Annotated in this window: 17 protein-coding genes; 7 read left to right on the forward strand and 10 right to left on the reverse strand. The window is 61.3% G+C overall.

Annotated elements, in window-relative coordinates; all coding sequences use genetic code 11:
• Window positions 1-7: 7 nt before the first annotated feature.
• Both J3D60_RS20195 and J3D60_RS20200 read right to left on the reverse strand, forming a co-directional pair.
• Window positions 8-724: a fimbria/pilus chaperone family protein gene (locus J3D60_RS20195; RefSeq protein WP_083236320.1), complete on the reverse strand. Its 717-nt coding sequence runs from the start codon at window positions 722-724 to the stop codon at window positions 8-10.
• A 101-nt stretch (window positions 725-825) separates the two neighbouring features.
• Window positions 826-1,482 (reverse strand): DUF1120 domain-containing protein, encoded by a 657-nt coding sequence (locus J3D60_RS20200; RefSeq protein ID WP_065938028.1) that lies wholly within the window; start codon window positions 1,480-1,482, stop codon window positions 826-828.
• A 448-nt stretch (window positions 1,483-1,930) separates the two neighbouring features.
• Here J3D60_RS20200 and ppx point away from each other — a divergent pair, with 448 nt between their 5' ends.
• Window positions 1,931-3,433: an exopolyphosphatase gene (gene ppx / locus J3D60_RS20205; RefSeq protein ID WP_027608352.1), complete on the forward strand. Its 1,503-nt coding sequence runs from the start codon at window positions 1,931-1,933 to the stop codon at window positions 3,431-3,433.
• A 138-nt stretch (window positions 3,434-3,571) separates the two neighbouring features.
• Here the strand turns inward: ppx and ppk1 are convergent, their stop codons facing one another.
• Together ppk1 and hemB are read right to left on the reverse strand one after the other, a co-directional pair.
• Entirely contained in the window at window positions 3,572-5,797 is a 2,226-nt protein-coding gene (gene ppk1 / locus J3D60_RS20210; RefSeq protein WP_027608351.1) for a polyphosphate kinase 1, read from the reverse strand.
• Between the two features lie 18 nt (window positions 5,798-5,815).
• Entirely contained in the window at window positions 5,816-6,829 is a 1,014-nt protein-coding gene (gene hemB / locus J3D60_RS20215) for a porphobilinogen synthase (protein ID WP_253492574.1), read from the reverse strand.
• A gap of 208 nt (window positions 6,830-7,037) precedes the next feature.
• Here hemB and J3D60_RS20220 point away from each other — a divergent pair, with 208 nt between their 5' ends.
• Window positions 7,038-7,676, forward strand: coding sequence for a DedA family protein (locus tag J3D60_RS20220; RefSeq protein ID WP_253492577.1), 639 nt, complete (start codon window positions 7,038-7,040; stop codon window positions 7,674-7,676).
• Here J3D60_RS20220 and J3D60_RS20225 read toward each other — a convergent pair.
• On the reverse strand, window positions 7,657-8,892 hold the full coding sequence (locus J3D60_RS20225; RefSeq protein ID WP_253492578.1) for a sterol desaturase family protein: 1,236 nt from the start codon (window positions 8,890-8,892) through the stop codon (window positions 7,657-7,659). The genes J3D60_RS20220 and J3D60_RS20225 overlap by 20 nt on opposite strands.
• 116 nt (window positions 8,893-9,008) lie before the next feature.
• On the opposite strand from J3D60_RS20225, the gene elbB reads away from it, so the two are divergent.
• Window positions 9,009-9,674, forward strand: coding sequence for an isoprenoid biosynthesis glyoxalase ElbB (gene elbB, locus J3D60_RS20230; protein WP_253492580.1), 666 nt, complete (start codon window positions 9,009-9,011; stop codon window positions 9,672-9,674).
• A gap of 29 nt (window positions 9,675-9,703) precedes the next feature.
• On the opposite strand, the gene J3D60_RS20235 is transcribed toward elbB, so the two are convergent.
• Entirely contained in the window at window positions 9,704-10,159 is a 456-nt protein-coding gene (locus J3D60_RS20235) for a YaiI/YqxD family protein (RefSeq protein ID WP_065938024.1), read from the reverse strand.
• Between the two features lies 1 nt (window position 10,160).
• Window positions 10,161-12,056, reverse strand: coding sequence for an FTR1 family protein (locus tag J3D60_RS20240; protein WP_253492581.1), 1,896 nt, complete (start codon window positions 12,054-12,056; stop codon window positions 10,161-10,163).
• Window positions 12,057-12,322: 266 nt separating this feature from the next.
• Between J3D60_RS20240 and J3D60_RS20245 the strand changes: the two genes are divergently transcribed.
• From J3D60_RS20245 to J3D60_RS20260, 4 genes are read left to right on the forward strand one after another with little or no spacing between them, the layout of a single operon-like run.
• Window positions 12,323-13,717 (forward strand): COG3014 family protein, encoded by a 1,395-nt coding sequence (locus tag J3D60_RS20245; RefSeq protein WP_253492583.1) that lies wholly within the window; start codon window positions 12,323-12,325, stop codon window positions 13,715-13,717.
• 10 nt (window positions 13,718-13,727) lie between these two features.
• Complete coding sequence (locus J3D60_RS20250) at window positions 13,728-14,099, forward strand: YcfL family protein (protein ID WP_253492585.1); 372 nt, start codon at window positions 13,728-13,730, stop codon at window positions 14,097-14,099.
• A gap of 35 nt (window positions 14,100-14,134) precedes the next feature.
• Window positions 14,135-14,722: a penicillin-binding protein activator LpoB gene (gene lpoB / locus J3D60_RS20255; protein ID WP_027608342.1), complete on the forward strand. Its 588-nt coding sequence runs from the start codon at window positions 14,135-14,137 to the stop codon at window positions 14,720-14,722.
• A gap of 3 nt (window positions 14,723-14,725) precedes the next feature.
• Entirely contained in the window at window positions 14,726-15,466 is a 741-nt protein-coding gene (locus J3D60_RS20260) for a penicillin-binding protein activator LpoB (protein WP_253492587.1), read from the forward strand.
• A 74-nt stretch (window positions 15,467-15,540) separates the two neighbouring features.
• Here J3D60_RS20260 and J3D60_RS20265 read toward each other — a convergent pair whose 3' ends face one another.
• The 3 genes from J3D60_RS20265 to J3D60_RS20275 all read right to left on the reverse strand — a co-directional run bounded on the left by J3D60_RS20265 (window position 15,541) and on the right by J3D60_RS20275 (window position 18,747).
• Window positions 15,541-16,173 (reverse strand): LysE family transporter, encoded by a 633-nt coding sequence (locus J3D60_RS20265; RefSeq protein WP_027608340.1) that lies wholly within the window; start codon window positions 16,171-16,173, stop codon window positions 15,541-15,543.
• Between the two features lie 91 nt (window positions 16,174-16,264).
• The gene (locus J3D60_RS20270; RefSeq protein ID WP_003176850.1) at window positions 16,265-16,837 is read right to left on the reverse strand and encodes a mechanosensitive ion channel family protein; all 573 of its coding nucleotides are present in this window, start codon (window positions 16,835-16,837) and stop codon (window positions 16,265-16,267) included.
• A complete protein-coding gene (locus J3D60_RS20275) occupies window positions 16,837-18,747 on the reverse strand; it encodes an ATP-binding cassette domain-containing protein (RefSeq protein WP_253492591.1) in 1,911 nt (636 codons plus the stop codon). Before J3D60_RS20275 ends, J3D60_RS20270 begins: the two co-directional genes overlap by 1 nt.
• Between the last annotated feature and the right edge of the window lie 6 nt (window positions 18,748-18,753).

The following is an 18,753-nucleotide window of genomic DNA, read 5'->3' on the forward strand; positions in this document are numbered from 1 at the left end:
GGGTCGATCACCCCCTGTCGGCATTGATCGGGGCCCGGAAGCTGTCCGCCGAAAAGCCGTAGAGCGTAGCCGGCTGGATCTCGACGCCTGTTACCCCTTCCATCACGCCATCCACCTTCAGCGTCAGCGTTTCCCCCGGCAACACGTAAGTGCGCGGCAAGGTTGCCAGGGCGCCTTGTGGCAACAGCCGCACCTCCGGAATCAGGCGCACTACATAGGCACTGTCGTTGTGAACCGTCAGCCCCGCCCCTGCGCGCGTCCACTTCAGCAGCTCCCAGGGCGTGTGATGAACCGGCAGATCTTTCGGGTGAAGAATCAACGGCAAATTCTGTCGCAGCGTGATGCCGATAGTCGCACCGCCTGCGGCGCGCGCCTGGGGGATGCCTTCGAAAGACACGCGTTTCAACCGCTGGGTCTTCAGTGGCTCCTTCAAGGTGCTGATGAAACGCACCAATTGGGTTTCCCCCGCCTCCACGCGGGTAATGGGTGGCGTCACAATTAACAGCGACTCCACATCCTCGGGCACATTCTCTACGACCGAGTGAAGCAGCGCTGGCGCCGCGTCGGTATTCTTGATGTTCAGCGTGGCTTCGCCCTGGGCTTCATAAAGCACAACTACCGTAGTTTCGGGCAACATACCGTCGGCGAATGCAATACCGGTAAAACACAGACACGCGCCCACACAAAACAACCGTGCATTATTTATTAATGAAAGACTAAGCACTCAGTGTTCCCCACGACCTTTAAGTTGTTTTTATCCAGACATCCACATAAAAACAGCCGACAAGAAGCACACAGCTTCTTTATCGGCTGTAGTTCGAGCGCTTAGATGTAACTCAACTCAAGTGTCGCGCGCCCATCCAGGGTAATGTCACGACTCAGGTCCAGATCCTGCCCCCTGTTGATCACCGCCCGCACCGCGATGGTTCCGGTCAATTGAGCGATTGAGGCCGGGGTGATAGTTGTGCCGCTGCGCCATGAATACTGAGTGGGCGATTGGGCGACCTTGCCGTCGCTGTTCTGCCAGGCACCGCTACCGATACGCATGATGGGAGACAGTACCGTACTCGACGACCTGAGGTCCCTGAGGGTGACCGCAAAGCCGCCGGTTCGCCGGCCGTTCGCAGTACCCAGGCCATAGTTGTGCACCTCGGTATAGCCTGCGCCGAGCACATTGAGGATGCCCGGGACCTTGCTGGCCGCCTGCAGGTCGACGAATTTCAGTCCGAACGTGGCAGGCGTGGTGCCGCAAGTGACGGTCAACGGGGCGGTTCTTTCCGCCAGTGGGTTGAACGCGGTTGGCAGCAGTTGGCCAGAAGGAATGTCGCCGTAGTTGATGATGCCACCACCGGTCATGCTGAGGTTGCAGGCGGCTGGTTTGATCGTCCCCCTGACGATCAGCTCGGCACTGGTGGATGCATGGACGTTGAGGGCGGCGGCCAGCCAAGCAATACCGAGAGTCAATCCAACAATTTTTTTCATAGTCGACCTGTCACTTAAAGTTGTCAGGCGTACTTATTTTTGCCTTGAAGACACAAGCCACAAATAAATAACACCACGGCACGATTGCCGAATGACAGTCTGTCGCCTCAAGGCCCGAATAAAGAATAAGGCAATACCGTGTTTAGTGTGGGAGCGATAAAAACAAATTGTCGGCACAACCCACCACGGCAGTAGTCCTGAACATAAAAACCAATAGCGCTCCGTCTCAAAAGTTGTAGGCGAAATCAAATATCGCCTTATAAAAATCCGAAGTTAAATTCCCCTACAGAACTACGCGTATGCGCCAACAGAACCATGGAAAGACACCCTACACTTTCCATAAAAATCCCCTACAGACGAGCGCAGAGAAATTCACGGAGCACTACGCGTTGGCGTCAGCGGTCGATCGTGGCACGATGGTAAGGTTATCGACCGAGACCCCCTAACCATGCCGCAATCCCAAGCCAAGAATCTGTCCCTGATCGCCGCCATCGACCTGGGCTCCAACAGCTTTCACATGGTCGTGGCCAAGGCCCAGAACGGCGAAATCCGCATCCTTGAGCGGCTCGGCGAAAAAGTGCAGCTGGCTGCCGGGATCGACGACGAGCGCCAGCTCAATGAAGAATCCATGCAACGCGGCCTCGACTGCCTCAAGCGTTTTGCACAGCTGATCAACGGCATGCCCCTCGGCGCCGTGCGAATCGTCGGCACCAACGCCCTGCGCGAAGCCCGTAACCGGGGCGAATTCATCCGTCGCGCCGAGGAGATCCTCGGTCACCCGGTGGAAGTCATTTCCGGCCGTGAAGAAGCACGCCTTATCTACCTCGGCGTGTCGCATACCCTGGCCGATACCCCTGGCAAGCGCCTGGTGGCGGACATCGGCGGTGGCAGTACCGAGTTCATCATCGGCCAGCGCTTCGAACCGCTGCTGCGCGAAAGCCTGCAGATGGGCTGTGTCAGTTATACCCAACGCTATTTCAAGGACGGCAAGATCACCCCGGCGCGCTACGCCCAGGCCTACACGGCAGCGCGACTGGAGATCATGAGCATCGAGCACGCCCTGCACCGCCTGACCTGGGATGAAGCCATCGGCTCGTCCGGCACCATCCGTGCCATCGGCCTGGCGCTCAAGGCCGGCGGCCATGGCACCGGTGAAGTCAACGCCGAAGGTTTGGCCTGGCTCAAGCGCAAGCTGTTCAAGCTGGGGGATGCCGAGAAGATCGACTTCGACGGCATCAAGCCCGACCGTCGCACCATCTTCCCGGCCGGCCTGGCGATTCTCGAGGCGATCTTCGACGCCCTCGAACTGCAACGCATGGACCACTGTGACGGCGCCCTGCGCGAAGGCGTGCTGTATGACCTGCTGGGCCGCCATCATCATGAAGACGTACGAGAGCGCACGCTCACCTCGCTGATGGAGCGCTATCACGTCGATCAGGAGCAGGCAGCCCGCGTGGAGCGTAAAGCCCTGCATGCGTTCGACCAGGTCGCCGAAGACTGGGACCTGGAAGACGGCGTATGGCGCGAACTGCTCGGCTGGGCGGCCAAGGTGCATGAAGTGGGCCTGGATATCGCCCATTACCACTACCACAAGCACGGCGCCTACCTGATCGAGCACTCCGACCTGGCGGGTTTCTCCAGGGAAGACCAGCAGATGCTCGCACTGCTGGTGCGCGGCCATCGTCGCAATATTCCCAAGGACAAGTTTGCCGAGTTCGGCGATGAAGGCATCAAGCTGATCCGCCTGTGCGTGCTGCTGCGCTTCGCGATCCTGTTCCACCACATTCGTGGCACCCAACAGATGCCCCAGGTGACCCTGCGCGCCAATGGCGACAGCCTGGATGTCGTATTCCCCAAAGGCTGGCTGGATGAGAACCAGCTGACCCAGGCGGACTTCGCCCAGGAAGCGGAGTGGCTGACGCGGGTGGGGTTCAGCCTGAACCTGCGCTAACCCGATCTCATGAACACTGCGAAAACAAATGTGGGAGGGGGCTTGCCCCCGATTACGGTGTGTCAGTCGCGAATACTTTGACTGAACCACCGCAATCGGGAGCAAGCCCCCTCCCACATTTTCAGAGCGTGTTGTCTGTTAGTTCACCGACAGAATCGGGCTACCCAACTTTTCCAGCAAGGTCGCCTGGGCGCTGCGCGGGTTCTGGTTGCCGGTCGGCGTGTTACGCACATAACGGCCATCCGACTGCAGGCTCCAGCTGTGGGTGTTATCGGTGAGGTAGCTTTCCAGCTCCTTCTTGACCCGCATGATCAGCTTCTTGCCCTCGACCGGGAAGCAGGTCTCCACACGCTTGTCGAGGTTGCGCTCCATCCAGTCGGCACTGGAGAGGAACATCTGCTCCTCGCCGCCGTTGAGGAAGTAGAACACCCGCGTGTGTTCCAGGAAGCGGCCGATGATCGAGCGCACATGGATGTTATGCGACACGCCGACAATGCCCGGACGCAGGCAGCACATGCCGCGCACCACCAGGTCGATACGCACGCCGGACTGGCTGGCCTTGTACAGCGCGCGGATGATCTTCGGGTCGGTCAGCGAGTTGAACTTGGCGATGATGTGCGCCGGTTTGCCCTCGAGGGCGAACTGGGTCTCGCGGGCAATCATGTCGAGCATGCCCTTCTTGAGGGTGAACGGCGCGTGCAGCAGCTTCTTCATGCGCAACGTCTTGCCCATGCCGATCAACTGGCTGAACAACTTGCCGACGTCTTCACACAAGGCGTCGTCGGAAGTCAGCAGGCTGTAATCGGTATAGAGCTTGGCGTTGCCGGCGTGGTAGTTGCCGGTACCCAGGTGAGCGTAACGCACGATCTCACCGGCTTCGCGGCGCAGGATCAGCATCATCTTGGCGTGGGTCTTGAAGCCCACCACGCCGTAGATCACTACCGCGCCGGCCGCTTGCAGGCGGCTGGCCAGTTGCAGGTTCGACTCTTCGTCAAAGCGTGCGCGCAACTCGATCACCGCAGTGACTTCCTTGCCGTTGCGCGCGGCGTCTACCAGCGCGTCGACGATTTCCGAGTTGGCACCGGAACGGTACAGGGTCTGGCGCACGGCCAATACGTGCGGGTCCTTGGCGGCCTGGCGCAGCAGGTCGACCACCGGGGTGAAGGACTCGAACGGGTGCAGCAGCAGGATGTCCTGCTTGCTCACGACGCTGAAGATGTTCTCGCTGTTTTGCAGCAGTTTCGGGATCTGCGGGGTGAACGGGGTGTATTGCAGCTCCGGATGGCTGTCCAGGCCGGTGATGCTGAACAGGCGCGTGAGGTTCACCGGGCCATTGACCTGGTACAGCTCGGTCTCGCCCAGGTTGAACTGCTTGAGCAGGTAGTCCGACAGATGTTTCGGGCAGGTGTCGGCCACTTCCAGGCGCACCGCATCCCCGTAGCGCCGCGAGAACAGCTCGCCGCGCAGGGCGCGGGCCAAGTCTTCGACGTCTTCGGAATCCAGCGCCAGGTCGGCGTTACGGGTCAGGCGGAACTGGTAGCAGCCCTTGACCTTCATGCCTTGGAACAGGTCATCGGCGTGGGCGTGGATCATCGACGACAGGAATACATAGTTGTCGCCAGCGCCCCCCACCTCTTCGGGTACCTTGATGATCCGTGGCAGCAAGCGCGGCGCCGGGATGATCGCCAGGCCCGAATCGCGACCGAAGGCGTCGATCCCTTCCAGCTCGACGATGAAGTTCAGGCTCTTGTTCACCAGCAGCGGGAACGGGTGTGTAGGGTCCAGGCCGATCGGCGTGATGATCGGCGCGATTTCGTCGCGGAAGTAGCGACGCACCCAGGTCTTGATCTTGGTGGTCCAGTGGCGGCGACGGATGAAGCGAACCTGATGCTTTTCCAGTTCCGGCAGCAGGATGTCATTGAGGATCGCGTACTGGCGATCCACATGACCGTGCACCAGCTCGCTGATGCGCGCCAGCGCCTGGTGCGGCTGCAGGCCGTCCGCGCCAGCTTGTTCACGGGCGAAGGTGATCTGTTTCTTGAGGCCGGCGACGCGGATCTCGAAGAACTCATCCAGGTTGCTGGAGAAAATCAGCAGGAATTTCAGGCGTTCCAGCAACGGGTAGGACTCATCCAGTGCCTGTTCAAGCACGCGGATGTTGAATTGCAGTTGTGACAGCTCGCGGTGGATGTACAGGCTGCTGTCATCCAGGTTGGTCACCACGGCGGCCACCGGGGCCGGGGCTGGCGCTTCGGCGACCACCACAGGCGCGGCCGGCTCGTGCTCCGGCGGGGTCTCGGTGACTTGTTCCACCACCGGGTGAGCGTCTTTTACGGCAACTTCGGAGAGTCCTTCGGTATTCATCGAATGTTCCTGTGAGGGCTATTGTTGCTCTCTAAGCAATTGGGCGGCGCGGGCGGCGAAATAGGTCAGGATGCCATCAGCCCCGGCACGTTTAAAGGCCGTCAAGGATTCTAGGATTACCCCTTCACTCAACCAGCCATTTTGGATTGCAGCCATGTGCATGGCGTATTCGCCACTGACCTGATACACAAAGGTCGGCACTTTGAATTCCTCTTTGACCCGGTAAAGGATGTCCAGGTACGGCATCCCCGGCTTGACCATCACCATGTCGGCGCCTTCGGCCAAATCGGCCGCCACTTCGTGCAAGGCTTCATGGCTGTTAGCCGGGTCCATCTGGTACGAAGCCTTGTTGGCCTTGCCCAGGTTCAGCGCCGAGCCCACCGCATCGCGAAACGGGCCGTAGTAGGCGCTGGCGTACTTGGCCGAGTAGGCCATGATCCGCACATTGACGTGGCCGGCCAGTTCCAGGGCTTCGCGAATCGCCTGGATGCGGCCGTCCATCATGTCCGACGGCGCAACCACCTGGGCGCCTGCTGCCGCATGGGACAAGGCCTGCTTGACCAGCGCATCGACGGTAATGTCGTTCTGAACATAGCCGTCTTCGTCAAGAATGCCATCCTGCCCGTGGGTAGTGAACGGGTCCAACGCCACGTCGGTGATCACCCCCAGCTCCGGGAAACGCTCGCGCAGGGCGCGGGTGGCGCGCTGGGCAATACCGTCCGGGTTCCAGGCTTCGGCAGCATCAAGGGACTTGAGTTCAGATGGCGTGACCGGAAACAACGCCAACGCCGGAATCCCCAGTTCGACCCAACCCGTCGCCTCTTCAAGCAGCAGATCAATGGTCAGACGCTCTACACCCGGCATCGACGCCACCGCTTCCCGGCGATTTTCGCCGTCGAGCACAAACACCGGCAGGATCAGATCATCCGTGGTCAGTACGTTTTCACGAACCAGGCGGCGAGAAAAATCATCACGACGATTACGGCGCAGGCGGGTAGCAGGGAACAGGCGATTGGCAGGGGTAAAGCTCACGACAGACTCCTGAGCCCGGGTTCACGGGCGAGCGTTGCAGTTATAAGCGGGCATTATGACGAAGGTATGACAGTTGTGCTTAACGATGCGACCTGTAGTCGCATTCGTCGCCCAATGTAGGAATTGTTCACTTCGTGACACATCTCGATACTTTCATGAATGTTCACGAAGGCGTAGGCTGCGCGTTCATTTCGCCAGCACCCAGACCATGCTTCAACAATTTCTGCATGACTTCGGCTACTTTGCCCTCTTCCTAGGCACGTTCTTCGAAGGCGAAACCATCCTGGTTCTCGCAGGCTTCCTGGCGTTCCGTGGGTACATGGATATCAACCTGGTGGTGGTCGTTGCCTTCTTCGGCAGCTACGCCGGCGACCAGCTTTGGTATTACATGGGGCGCAAGCACGGCCGCAAACTGTTGGCGCGCAAGCCGCGCTGGCAATTGATGGGCGACAAGGCCCTGGAACATATCCGCAGGCACCCGGATATCTGGGTGCTGAGCTTCCGCTTTGTCTATGGATTGCGCACGGTGATGCCGGTGGCCATTGGTCTTTCCGGTTACCCACCGATGCGCTATCTGATCCTCAACGGTATCGGCGCCGCGATCTGGGCTGCCGCGTTGGGGGCTGCGGCTTATCACTTTGGCGCGGTGCTGGAAGGCATGCTTGGCAGCGTCAAGAAATACGAGTTGTGGGTACTGGGCGCCTTGCTGTTGCTGGGCTTTGGCCTGTGGCTGCGCCGCCGCTTAAAGAACGCACGCATCGCCCGCCAGGCCTGTGCCGATGCCAAGGCACGGCTCGCCGCCGCCGAGCCCGTCCCGGTAGAAGCGCCTAAGACACCAGTCGAGTAAGCCGGCCCCTGCAACAGTAGAGGCCAATCACGCTGAGCAGGCTGTAGCTCACCAGGCCCAGCCAGCCCAGGTTGCTGGCCGGCCACAGCCCGACCACCGGCGCCAGCCACACCAACGGCACATTCAGCGCCAGCCGTATCAGCTCGGCCTTTAAGGCCCATGAGCGATTCTCCAGGGCCACGCCGAGGGTAAACAACCCAAGCGCCATCGCACTCCAGCCGACGATCAGCGCTGCACTGGGCAGCCCCTCGCCGAAATTCATCAAGTAGCTGCCAAACCCCACATACGCCGCGAACTGCAGGGCGATATAGACCTGTTGGCGCGTGTCCAGCGGCACCTCGAATTTGCGGAACTGGCTCAAGTCGGGCTTGGCCGATGGATACTTGGCCTTCACGTCCGCCGGGCGCCAACCGGTGCGCATAAACCAGATGCGCAGCTTGTCCCACCGACTCTCGGTACGCCGTGCATCACTCCAGAGCTGTGCATAAAACTGCAGGTTGGCCCACAGCGGGTTCCAGCTGGCCAAGGGTGTGGTCACGCCGAAAATCACCGGTTCGTTGTCGTCTTCTTCCTGGAAGGTGCCGAACAGCCGGTCCCAAAGAATGAACACACCGCCGTAGTTGCGATCCATGTAGAGAGCATTCTGTGCATGGTGGGCCCGATGATTGGAGGGCGTGACGAAAAACCATTCGAACCAGCCAAGCTTGGGCACGTGCCGGGTATGCACCCAGAATTGATACAGCAGGTTGAGGGACGCCACGCTGATAAACACCACCAGCGGCACGCCAAGCACGGCCAGGGGCAGGTAGAAGATCCAGCTCAGCAGGAAGCCGGTGCTGGTCTGGCGCAGGGCGGTGCTGAGGTTGTAGTCCTCGCTCTGGTGATGCACCGAGTGCGCAGCCCACAGGATGTTGCGCTCGTGCCCCATCCGGTGCAGCCAGTAATAACAGAAGTCGTAGAACACAAACGCGAACACCCAGGTCCAGACACTCTGGGCAGGCAGCTCGATCAACGCCAGGTGCTTGAGGGCGAACGCGTAGGTCAGCAGCCCCACCCCCTTGGTCAACAGCCCGGTGGTGGTGGACAGCACGCCGGTGCTGAGGCTGTTGATGGCGTCCGCCACCCGGTAGTTGCGCTGGCCACGCCAGCGGTCGGCGAGCAGCTCCACCACAATCAAGGCAATGAAAAACGGTACCGCGTAAGGCACGAAGTCCATGGTCTGGTCCGGTCTATTTTTGTTACATCAAGATTAGGTGCAGCGGCGCGAGATCCCATTGGCAACAGGTGACAAATTAGTAGACATTTAACGCCAAGACTCCAGGAGAAATGCCCATGAGCAAAAAGATTGCAGTGATCCTTTCCGGCTGCGGCGTGTACGACGGCGCAGAGATCCACGAAAGCGTGATCACCCTGCTGCGCCTGGATCAGCGCGGCGCTCAGGTCCAATGTTTTGCACCCGATATTGCCCAGTTGCACGTGATCAACCACCTGACGGGCGAAGAAATGCCCGAGTCGCGCAACGTGCTGGTGGAGTCGGCCCGCATTGCCCGTGGCAAGGTCAAGGATATTCGAGACGCCAACGCCGACGAGTTCGATGCGCTGATCGTACCCGGTGGGTTTGGTGCGGCGAAGAACCTGTCGAACTTTGCCGTCGAGGGCGCCGGTTGCAGCGTCAACCCGCAAGTGCTGGAACTGGCCGAAGCCTTTGCCGAAGCGGGCAAGCCGGTGGGGCTGATCTGCATCTCCCCGGCACTGGCCGCGAAGATCTACGGCCCGGGCGTGACCTGCACCATCGGCAACGACACCAACACTGCCGCAGCCCTGGACAAGATGGGCGCCACCCACCAGGAATGCAGCGTGGAAGACATTGTCGAGGACACCGCACGCAAATTGGTCAGTACGCCCGCCTATATGCTCGGCAAGAACATCAGTGAAGTGGCTTCAGGCATCAACAAGCTGGTGGACCGGGTGCTGGAGCTTACCCACGAGAACGATTAGCGGGGATGCCGGGCTCCCTCTCCAACGGATCAGGACTGGCGCATTAACCGCGTCAGTATCCTGTCGAGCGAGTTGGCAAACGCCTGCTTGTCCTTCTCCCCATGGGGCGGTGGTCCACCGCCCATCTGGCCCTGCTCGCGCAGGTCGGTAAACAGATTGCGCACCGCCAACCGCTCACTCATGTTTGCCGGGCTGAACTCCTTGCCCCGAGGGTCGAGGGCCGTGACGCCCTTCTTCACCAGGCGGTCGGCCAGGGGCACATCGCTGCAGATCACCAGTTCGCCGGGCACTGCGTGCTCCACCAGGTAGTCATCTGCTGCGTCCGGGCCGCTGGGCACCACGATCAACTTCACGCACGAGAAGCTCGGCTTGATCTGGCTCTGCCCGGCCACCAATACAACTTCGAACTGGCGCTTGAGGGCGAACTTCACCACCTGGTCCTTGGCGGCCCTGGGGCAGGCGTCCGCATCGATCCATACGCGCATGTTATGCCGCCACTCGCTGCTTTTCTGCCAGCCGGCTGCGACCGTAGAGCACCACAATGGCCAGGATCGCCACGGCCTGTGCGCTCAACGAGTATGCATCGGCGTGGATGCCCAGCCAGTCGAAATCAAAGAACGCCACCGGCCGCGTGCCGAAGATGCCGGCTTCCTGCAACGCCTTGACGCCATGCCCGGCGAACACCACCGACAACGCGCACAGCAGCCCCGCATTGATGCCAAAAAACAGCGCCAGCGGCAGTTTCGCCGAACCGCGCAGGATCACCCAGGCCAGGCCCACCAGCAGCACCAACGCCGTGGCGCCACCCGCCAGCACCGCGTTGTGCCCGGCCGGGCCCGCTTGCAGCCACAGGGTTTCGTAGAACAGGATCACTTCGAACAGCTCGCGGTAGACCGAGAAGAACGCCAATATCGCAAAACCGAAACGCCCACCGCCGCCCACCAGGCTGCTCTTGATGTAGTCCTGCCACGCCGCAGCATGGCGGCGGTCGTGCATCCATACGCCAAGCCACAGCACCATTACGCTGGCGAACAGCGCCGTGCAGCCTTCGAGCAATTCGCGCTGGGCGCCGCTGACATCAATCACATACGCCGCCAGCGCCCAGGTGGCCAAGCCGGCCAAGAGCGCCAGGCCCCAGCCGACGTTGACGCTGCGCACCGCCGATTGCTGGCCGGTGTTGCGCAGAAACGCGAGGATCGCCGCCAGCACCAGGATCGCTTCCAGGCCTTCGCGCAGTAGGATCAGCAAGCCCGAGATGTAGCTCAACGACCAGCTCAGGCCATCGCTGCCCAGCAAGCCTGCGGATTCGGTGAGCTTGCCCTTGGCCACGTCCAGGCGTTGCTGCACCTGCTCGATCGGCAGACCGTCCTGTAACGACTGCCGGTAAGCCATCAGGGCCTTCTCGGTGTCCTTGCGCACGTTGGCATCGACGTTATCCAGTGAGCTTTCCACCAGCTCAAAGCCTTCCAGGTAGGCCGCTACCGACAAGTCATAGGCTTGTTCGTGGTCTCCGTTACGGAACGCCGCGAGGCTTTTGTCCAGGGTGGTCGCGGTGTAATCGAGCAACTGCGCCGGGCCACGCTTGACCTGCGGCGGTTGCGCACGCTGGGCGCGGAAGGTTGCGGCAGCTGCCGGGCCGTTTGCGGCCAGTACTTCATTGGGCGTCTGGCGGGCCAGGTCGGCGAGGTTGAAGGGCTGCTCGCTTTTCGCCGCAGCCGGGTCGGCGGTGAAGCCGGCAATGTAGGTGGCCAGGTCCCAACGCTGGCGGTCGTCCAGTTGGTCGGCGAAGGACGGCATGTCAGTGCCTTCGACACCCAGACCCAGGGTGTTGTAGATCGCGTAGAGGCTCAGGCGATCCAGGCGCGCAGCATCCGTCAAATTGGCCGGAGGCGGCGTCATCCCCACTCCGGCCGGACCATCGCCGGCACCGGCAGTGCCGTGGCACACCGAACAGTGCTGGGCGTAGAGCGGTGCGCCGCGCGTCGGGTCGGGCGTGATGGCCGGGGCTTGGCTGACTTCATACGCGACTGCCAGCTTGGCGCCCAACTGGCGCGCCTGGCGAGCGACGGTCGCGCCGTCTGCATGAGCGGTGACAGCCGCCAGCAGGTCCTCGACCCCCTTTACCAGCTCCGCGCGCTCGGGCTTTTGCGGCAAATCCGCCACCAACCCCTGCAATACCCCGAGAAACTCTACCTGCTCACGGTATTCCGAATCATCCACCACCTTGCCCGCCGCCACCGTCGGTGGGTAGTCGGCACCAATGTAGTCCAGCAGATGCAGGGCTTGTGGCGCGCCCTCGGCAGTCGCGGCCAGCAGGTTGAAGCTGCACGACATCAATGCCGGCAACAGCAGCCAGGCGAGAAAACGGAAGGGCGCAATCATGAATGAATCTCAAGTGGAAATACGAAGTAACACATTGTTAAGCGTTAAAGGGTTTGACTCAAGGCGTTAGTGATTTGTCGTTTGGGAGAACGGGCATTTGAGAGATGCGTTAGTGGCATCTTGGCCAGCTCAAACGAGGCAAAAAGCCATTGTTTTGCCAGTAACGATGCTTATAATGCCGGCCCTGTTAGTGCGAAAGGGAATTTCATTCCTCGGTTTTATGAGGAATAACCATATTGGTTGACTACTTTCAGGGAAGAAGTGACATGGTTTTTCGCGCCTTACCTCCGCTCGCGCTCGCGGCAGTCACTTTGCTCAGCGGCTGTTCAATGTTCCGCAGCTACGACGCCGAGCTGCAAGCCACCAACCAGCAACTCGCCACCGGCAATGTCGACGCCGCCCTGACCCTGCTGGAAAAGAACAACACCGGCGAAGACAAAGACCTGCTGTATTTCTTCGAAAAGGGCGAGTTGCTGCGGGCCAAGGGCGACCTGACCGGCAGCCAGACCGCCTGGCGCAATGCCGACCTGCAAGTCTACAAGTGGGAAGAGTCGGTCAAGTTCGACAGCGCAAAATACCTGTCCCAGTTCGGCAGCTTCCTGGCCAATGACAAGGTGCGTCGCTACGAAGGCTATGACTACGAAAAAGTCATGCTGACCACGCAGATGGCCCTGAACCTGCTGGCCTTGAACGACTTCGACGGCGCACGCACCGAAATCAAGAAGACCCACGAACGCGAAGCGGTGATCGCCGACCTGCGCGACAAGGAATACCTCAACCGCGAAGACGAAGCCGAGCGCCAGGGCGTGACTACCCAGATCAAGGACCTGCACGGCTACCCGGTGCAAGCCCTCGACGCGCCGGAAGTGGTCGGCCTGAAGAACAGTTACCAAAGTGCGTTCAGCCATTACCTGGCCGGCTTCGTCTACGAAGCCCTGGGCGAAAAAGACCTGGCCGCCCCCGGTTATCGCAAGGCCATCGAGCTGCGCCCTAACACGCCACTGCTGGAAAAAGCGCTGCTCGACCTGGACAAATCCAAGGTCGGCAGCGATGAAACCGACGTGCTGATCGTGGTGCAGAGCGGCCTCGCACCCGCCCGCGACTCGATCCGCCTGCCGCTGCCGATCCCGATCAATGGCAACCTGGTGATCACCCCGCTGTCGTTCCCGGTGATCAAGGCCGATACCTCCACGGCGACCCTCGCCCAGATCGGTGTCGACGGCCAGCAACAGAACCTCACGGCGCTCAACAGCACCACAGCCATGTCCCGCCGCGCCCTGCGTGACGACATGCCGGGGATCATTCTGCGCACCACCGTGCGTGCGGTAAGCCGTGGTGTGGCGCAGAACAACCTGAACAAGACCAACCCCATGGCAGGCCTGGTACTGGGTATCGCCTCGGCCGTGACCGAAGGCGCCGACACCCGCACCTGGCGCACCCTGCCGGACATGACCCAAGTCACGCGCCTGCGCCTCAAGCGCGGTGAACACCAGGTCAGCCTGCCCAACGCCCTCGGTGGCACGCTGGTAACGATCAAGGCCGACCAGCGCTACCAGGTGATCACCCTGCGCATGGTCGGCAACCAAGTGTTCGCCGGTGGCCTCGCCGCCCATGTGCTGCCCGGTTCGACAACCCAGGCCATCGCCCTCAAACAACCTTAAGGAGCACCCTATGCGTCACTTTATCCTCGGCGCACTGGCGCTGGTCCTGCTTGCCGGCTGCGCCACCCCGCCACCACTGGAACCTGGCAGCGCCGCGAGCAAGATCGTGGTGATGGGCAAGTTCAAGGGCATCGCGGTCGGCGCCATTCGTGTAGCCCGCGAGAACGGCTTCCTCACCGCCAAGGTGCAACTGAGCAACATCACCAGCAGTAACCAGATGATGTATTACCGCTTCGCCTGGCTGGGCGCCGATGGTTTCCCGGTGGGCGATGAAGAGACCTGGAAGGTGCTGAACCTGTACGCCAACCAGGCGACCTTCCTGCCCGCCATTGCCAATGTGCCCCAGGCCGCGGACTTCCGCCTTGAAGTCAAAACCCCTTGAGCCGTTCATTCTTTTTGCTGCTGAGAGATTTCCCCATGCTTGCACGTTTCTCGATCCTCGCCGTGGTTGCCGTCCTGGCCAGCGGCTGCGCGAATACCTCCCCGGTACTGGGGGGTAAAAACATCAGCTACGGCGACACCAAGGCGGTGGAACTGGTGACCAACGAGTTCGGCTCCACCGACCTGCAGATGATCGCCGAAAGCATGACCCGCTCCCTGGCCCAGTCCGGCATCCTGCAAGGCCGCCCGGTGGTGCAGGTGTATGACGTGAAGAACAAGACCAGCGAGTACATCGACACCCGTGAGATCACCACGTCGATCAAGACCCAGTTGATGAAGACGGGCACCGCACGCTTCGCCAGTGACAACACCGACATGCAGAGCCAGGTCGACCAGCTCAAGCTGCAGAACCAGAGCGGCTTGTACAAGAAGTCCAGCGTCAGCAAGACCGGCAACATGGTCGCGGCCAAGTACCGCCTGGAAGGCTCCATCAGTTCCATCGTCAAGCGCAGCTCGGACTACAAGGACGTGTTCTACAAGTTCAGCCTGCAGCTGATCGACGTCGAGAGCGGCCTGGCCGAATGGATGGACGAAAAAGAAATCCGCAAGACCACGGAGCGCTAGGCAATGCGTGCATGGATTGGTTTGATCGGCCTGTTGTGCGCCTTTGGCGCCTCGGCCGCACCGAAGATCGCGGTGACCGACCTGGCCTACCAGGCGCAGGTCGAGGAATACATCCACCAGGTTTCGGCCAGCAACAACTTCCAGGCAAGCAGCTATCACGCCAGCGGCGCGGCGAACTACAGCGAGTACGAGAGCCGTAGCAGCTACATCGAACAAACCGAGCTGCGGAAGTTCAGCGGTGATATCAAGGGCGAGATTCTCAAGTCCCGCCAGTTCCAGCTGGTGCAGGGCACGCCCTACACCGCCGATGCCAAGGGTGACGTCTATGACGTGATCAAGCGCATCAAGGCCGGTCACTTCAAGGGCGCGGACTATGTGCTGTTCGGTACGCTGTCGGACATCGACTTCACCCAGGACATCAACGCCCTGGACCACACCAACAGCTACTCGGCAGTGCTGGGCCTGACGCTGGTGGCGGATTTCAGCCTGATCAATACGCGCACCTACGAAATCACCTCGGCGTTTACCGCCATGGGCGAAGGCCAGGACACCAAGCTGGTGAACAGCCGCGACGTACGCGTAAGCCTGAACCGGCCGCGGGTGGTGAAGGAGGTGTCGAAGGCGCTGGGTGAGGACGTCGCCAGGCAGTTGGCGGAGCAGTTGGGCGGTGGATATCAGGAGCCTGGCCAGCCGGCGTTGCGTAATAACCTGCCCAGGGATGAAGCGCCGAAGATCCTGCGCTGAAGGGTAATTCTTTGGAAACACACAACCAATGTGGGAGGGGGCTTGCCCCCTCCCACACGTTCAAGTACCGAGGTTTACGCCGTTGCGCGATGCAAGCTGGCCAGGAAACCCGCGGCCCCTACGAACAATCCGGCAAACGTCCGGTTCACGCGCTTCTGCTGCTTGGGCGTGCGCAACAGGCGCAGGACTTTGGACGCCAACCCCGTATACCCCGCCATCACGATCATATCGACGCTGATCATCGTCGCACCGATGATCAGGTACTGCACCAGCAACGGCGCCTGGGGATTCACGAACTGCGGCAGCACCGCCAGCATGAACACCAGGGCCTTGGGGTTGCTGGCGTTGACCAGGAAACCACGGAACATCATCGCCATCGGCTTGCCGAGCGGGCGTATCGCCGCGTCATCGGCCATGTCCATGGGCAAGGCACGCCATTGCTTGACGGCCAGGTACACCAGGTACGCCACGCCAAACCATTTGATCGCATAGAACGCGGTCGACGACGCCGCCAGAATGGCACCCAAGCCGCCCGCTACCACGGCAATCTGCATGGCCAGGCCCAGTTGCAGGCCAATGGCGTTCCAGTAACCGCGCAGGAAGCCGTATTGCAGGCCGCTGGACATCGAAGCGATGGCGCCGGCGCCAGGGGAAAGGGAGATGATCCAACTGGCCAGGAAAAAGGCCAGCCACGTGTCGAGTGCCATAGCACACCTCGGGGAAGAGTCAGCGATTGTCGGGCCTTAAGCTAACTCCGCCGAGCAGAGGCTGGCTATAGATTTTTACAGGATGTAAACGCTAGCGGTCACCCGGGAACACATGGGTACCAGGCCAACGTCGCACCGAGCGTTGGAAGAACAGACTGTTAGGCACCTGTACGATGGCGCTGTCGGTGCCTGCGGCTTCCACTTCGATCAGTGTGGTGTAGAGCAAGTTGATTGCCACTACCCTGCCCTTCACGCCGGGCTTGTCGACGGTATCCACCAACTCGACGATGTCACCGAGGCGAAACGGTCCGACGGTAAAGATCAGGATCGCGCACAGCAGGTTGGACAACACCGACCACATGGCGAAGAACGCCACTGCCGCCACTGCGACAAACCCCGACAGCGCGGTCCACAACACCGTGGCGGACACACCCAGCCGGCCCAGCACAAAGATCAACGCACTGCCCATGATCAGCCAACGCAATCCGCCACGCAGGGGCATCAGCAGTTGCGGCGGAAACGGGTAGCGCTCACCCAGGCGCGTCAGGCCCTTGGCGACAAACCGCTGGGCGAGGTAGCCGGCCAGCAGGATCAGCAGGATTTGCACGCCGATCCATACAGGCTCGATCCATTGCGCAGGCAACGGCAGTTGCAAGGCCTCCATCAGGACAGCGCCTCCAGCTCCGCTTGTAGGGTTTCCAGCAGTTCGAGGGCTTCCATCCAGGTTTCCTCCAATTGCCCTTCGCGCACCTTGAGCCTGGCCTGCTCGGCCAACAGGTCGCGCAGCTCATCCTTGCGCGCAGCCTCGTACACGGCGCTGTCGCCCAGGCTGGCTTCGATCTTGGCCAGGCGCTCGTGGACCTTGCCCAACTCGGCCTCAAGCTTGTCGGCTTCGCGCTTGTGCGGCGCCAACTGCTGGCGCAGTGCGGCAGCGGCCTGGCGCTGGGCTTTCTTGTCGGTCTTGTCCGGGTTGACCGGGGTGTTGCTGACCGGCGCATTGCGCAGGCGGTAGTCCGTGAGCCAGCGTGCGTAGTCGTCCAGGTCACCGTCGAACTCTTCGACCTTGCCATCCGCTACCAGCAGGAAGTTGTCGGTGGTGCTCTTGAGCAAGTGGCGATCGTGAGACACCACCAGGACCGCACCGCTGAATTCCTGCAGGGCCATGGTCAGCGCCAGGCGCATTTCCAGGTCGAGGTGGTTGGTCGGTTCGTCGAGCAGCAGCAGGTTCGGGCGGTCCCAGGCGATCAACGCCAGGGCCAGGCGGGCTTTTTCGCCACCGGAGAAGTTCAGCACCGGCTCATCGATGCGCGCGCCACGGAAGTCAAAGCCACCGAGGAAGTCGCGCAGGGTTTGCTCGCGCTCGGTCGGCGCCAGGCGTTGCAGGTGCAGCAGCGGGCTGGCCTTGGCGTCGAGGGAGTCCAACTGATGCTGGGCGAAGTAGCCCACCACCAGGTTCTCGCCACGGGTCAAACGACCGGCCAGGGGTTGCAGCTCGCCCGATAGGTTCTTGATCAGCGTCGACTTGCCCGCGCCGTTCGGACCGAGCAAACCGATGCGCGCACCCGGGGTGAGCTGCAGCTTGACCTTCTCCAGGATGGTTTTCTCGCCATACCCCAGGCGTGCATCGGAGAGGTCCAGCAACGGGCTGGAGATTTTCACCGATTCGCGGAACACAAAGTCGAACGGCGAATCGACGTGGGCCGCCGACAGTTCTTCCATGCGCTCCAGGGCCTTGATCCGGCTCTGGGCCTGGCGGGCCTTGGTGGCCTGGGCCTTGAACCGGGCGATGTAGCTTTCCATGTGCGCGCGCTGCGCCTGCTGCTTCTCGAACGCCTGCTGCTGTTGGGCCAGGCGCTCGGCACGCGCCCGTTCGAACGCGGTGTAGCCGCCACGGTAGAGGGTGATCTTCTTCTGTTCGACGTGGGCAATGTTGTCGACCACGGCGTCGAGGAAATCCCGGTCGTGGGAAATCAGCAGCAAGGTGCCCTGATAGCTCTTGAGGAAGTCCTCCAGCCACAGGATCGCATCGAGGTCCAAGTGGTTGGTCGGTTCGTCGAGCAGCAGCAGGTCCGAGGGGCACATCAGCGCCTGGGCCAGATTAAGGCGCATGCGCCAGCCACCGGAGAAGTCGGCGACTGGACGATCCATCTGTTCGTTGGTGAAGCCAAGGCCAGCGAGCATCTTGCGGGCGCGGGCGTCGGCGGTGTAGCCGTCGGCGCTATCGAGTTCCGCGTGCAGGCGGGCCTGGGCGCCGCCGTCCTGGGCTTTCTCGGCCTCGGCCAGGTCGTGTTGCACCTGGCGCAGGCGCAGGTCGCCATCGAGCACGTAGTCGATCGCGATGCGGTCCAGGGTGTCGATTTCCTGGCGCATATGGGCGATGCGCCAGTCGGCCGGCAGCAAGCAGTCCCCGGAATCCGGGGTCAGCTCACCCAGCAACAGGGCGAACAACGTGGATTTGCCGGCGCCGTTGGCACCGATCAGGCCGGCTTTGTGACCGGCGTGCAGGGTCAGCTCGGCGTCTTCGAGAAGACGTTGCGGGCCACGCTGTAATGTTAGGCTTTGAAGTCGGATCATAATGGC

Source organism: Pseudomonas sp. S3E17, assembly GCF_024168685.1.
In the GTDB taxonomy this organism is placed as follows: Bacteria; Pseudomonadota; Gammaproteobacteria; order Pseudomonadales; family Pseudomonadaceae; genus Aquipseudomonas; species Aquipseudomonas marginalis.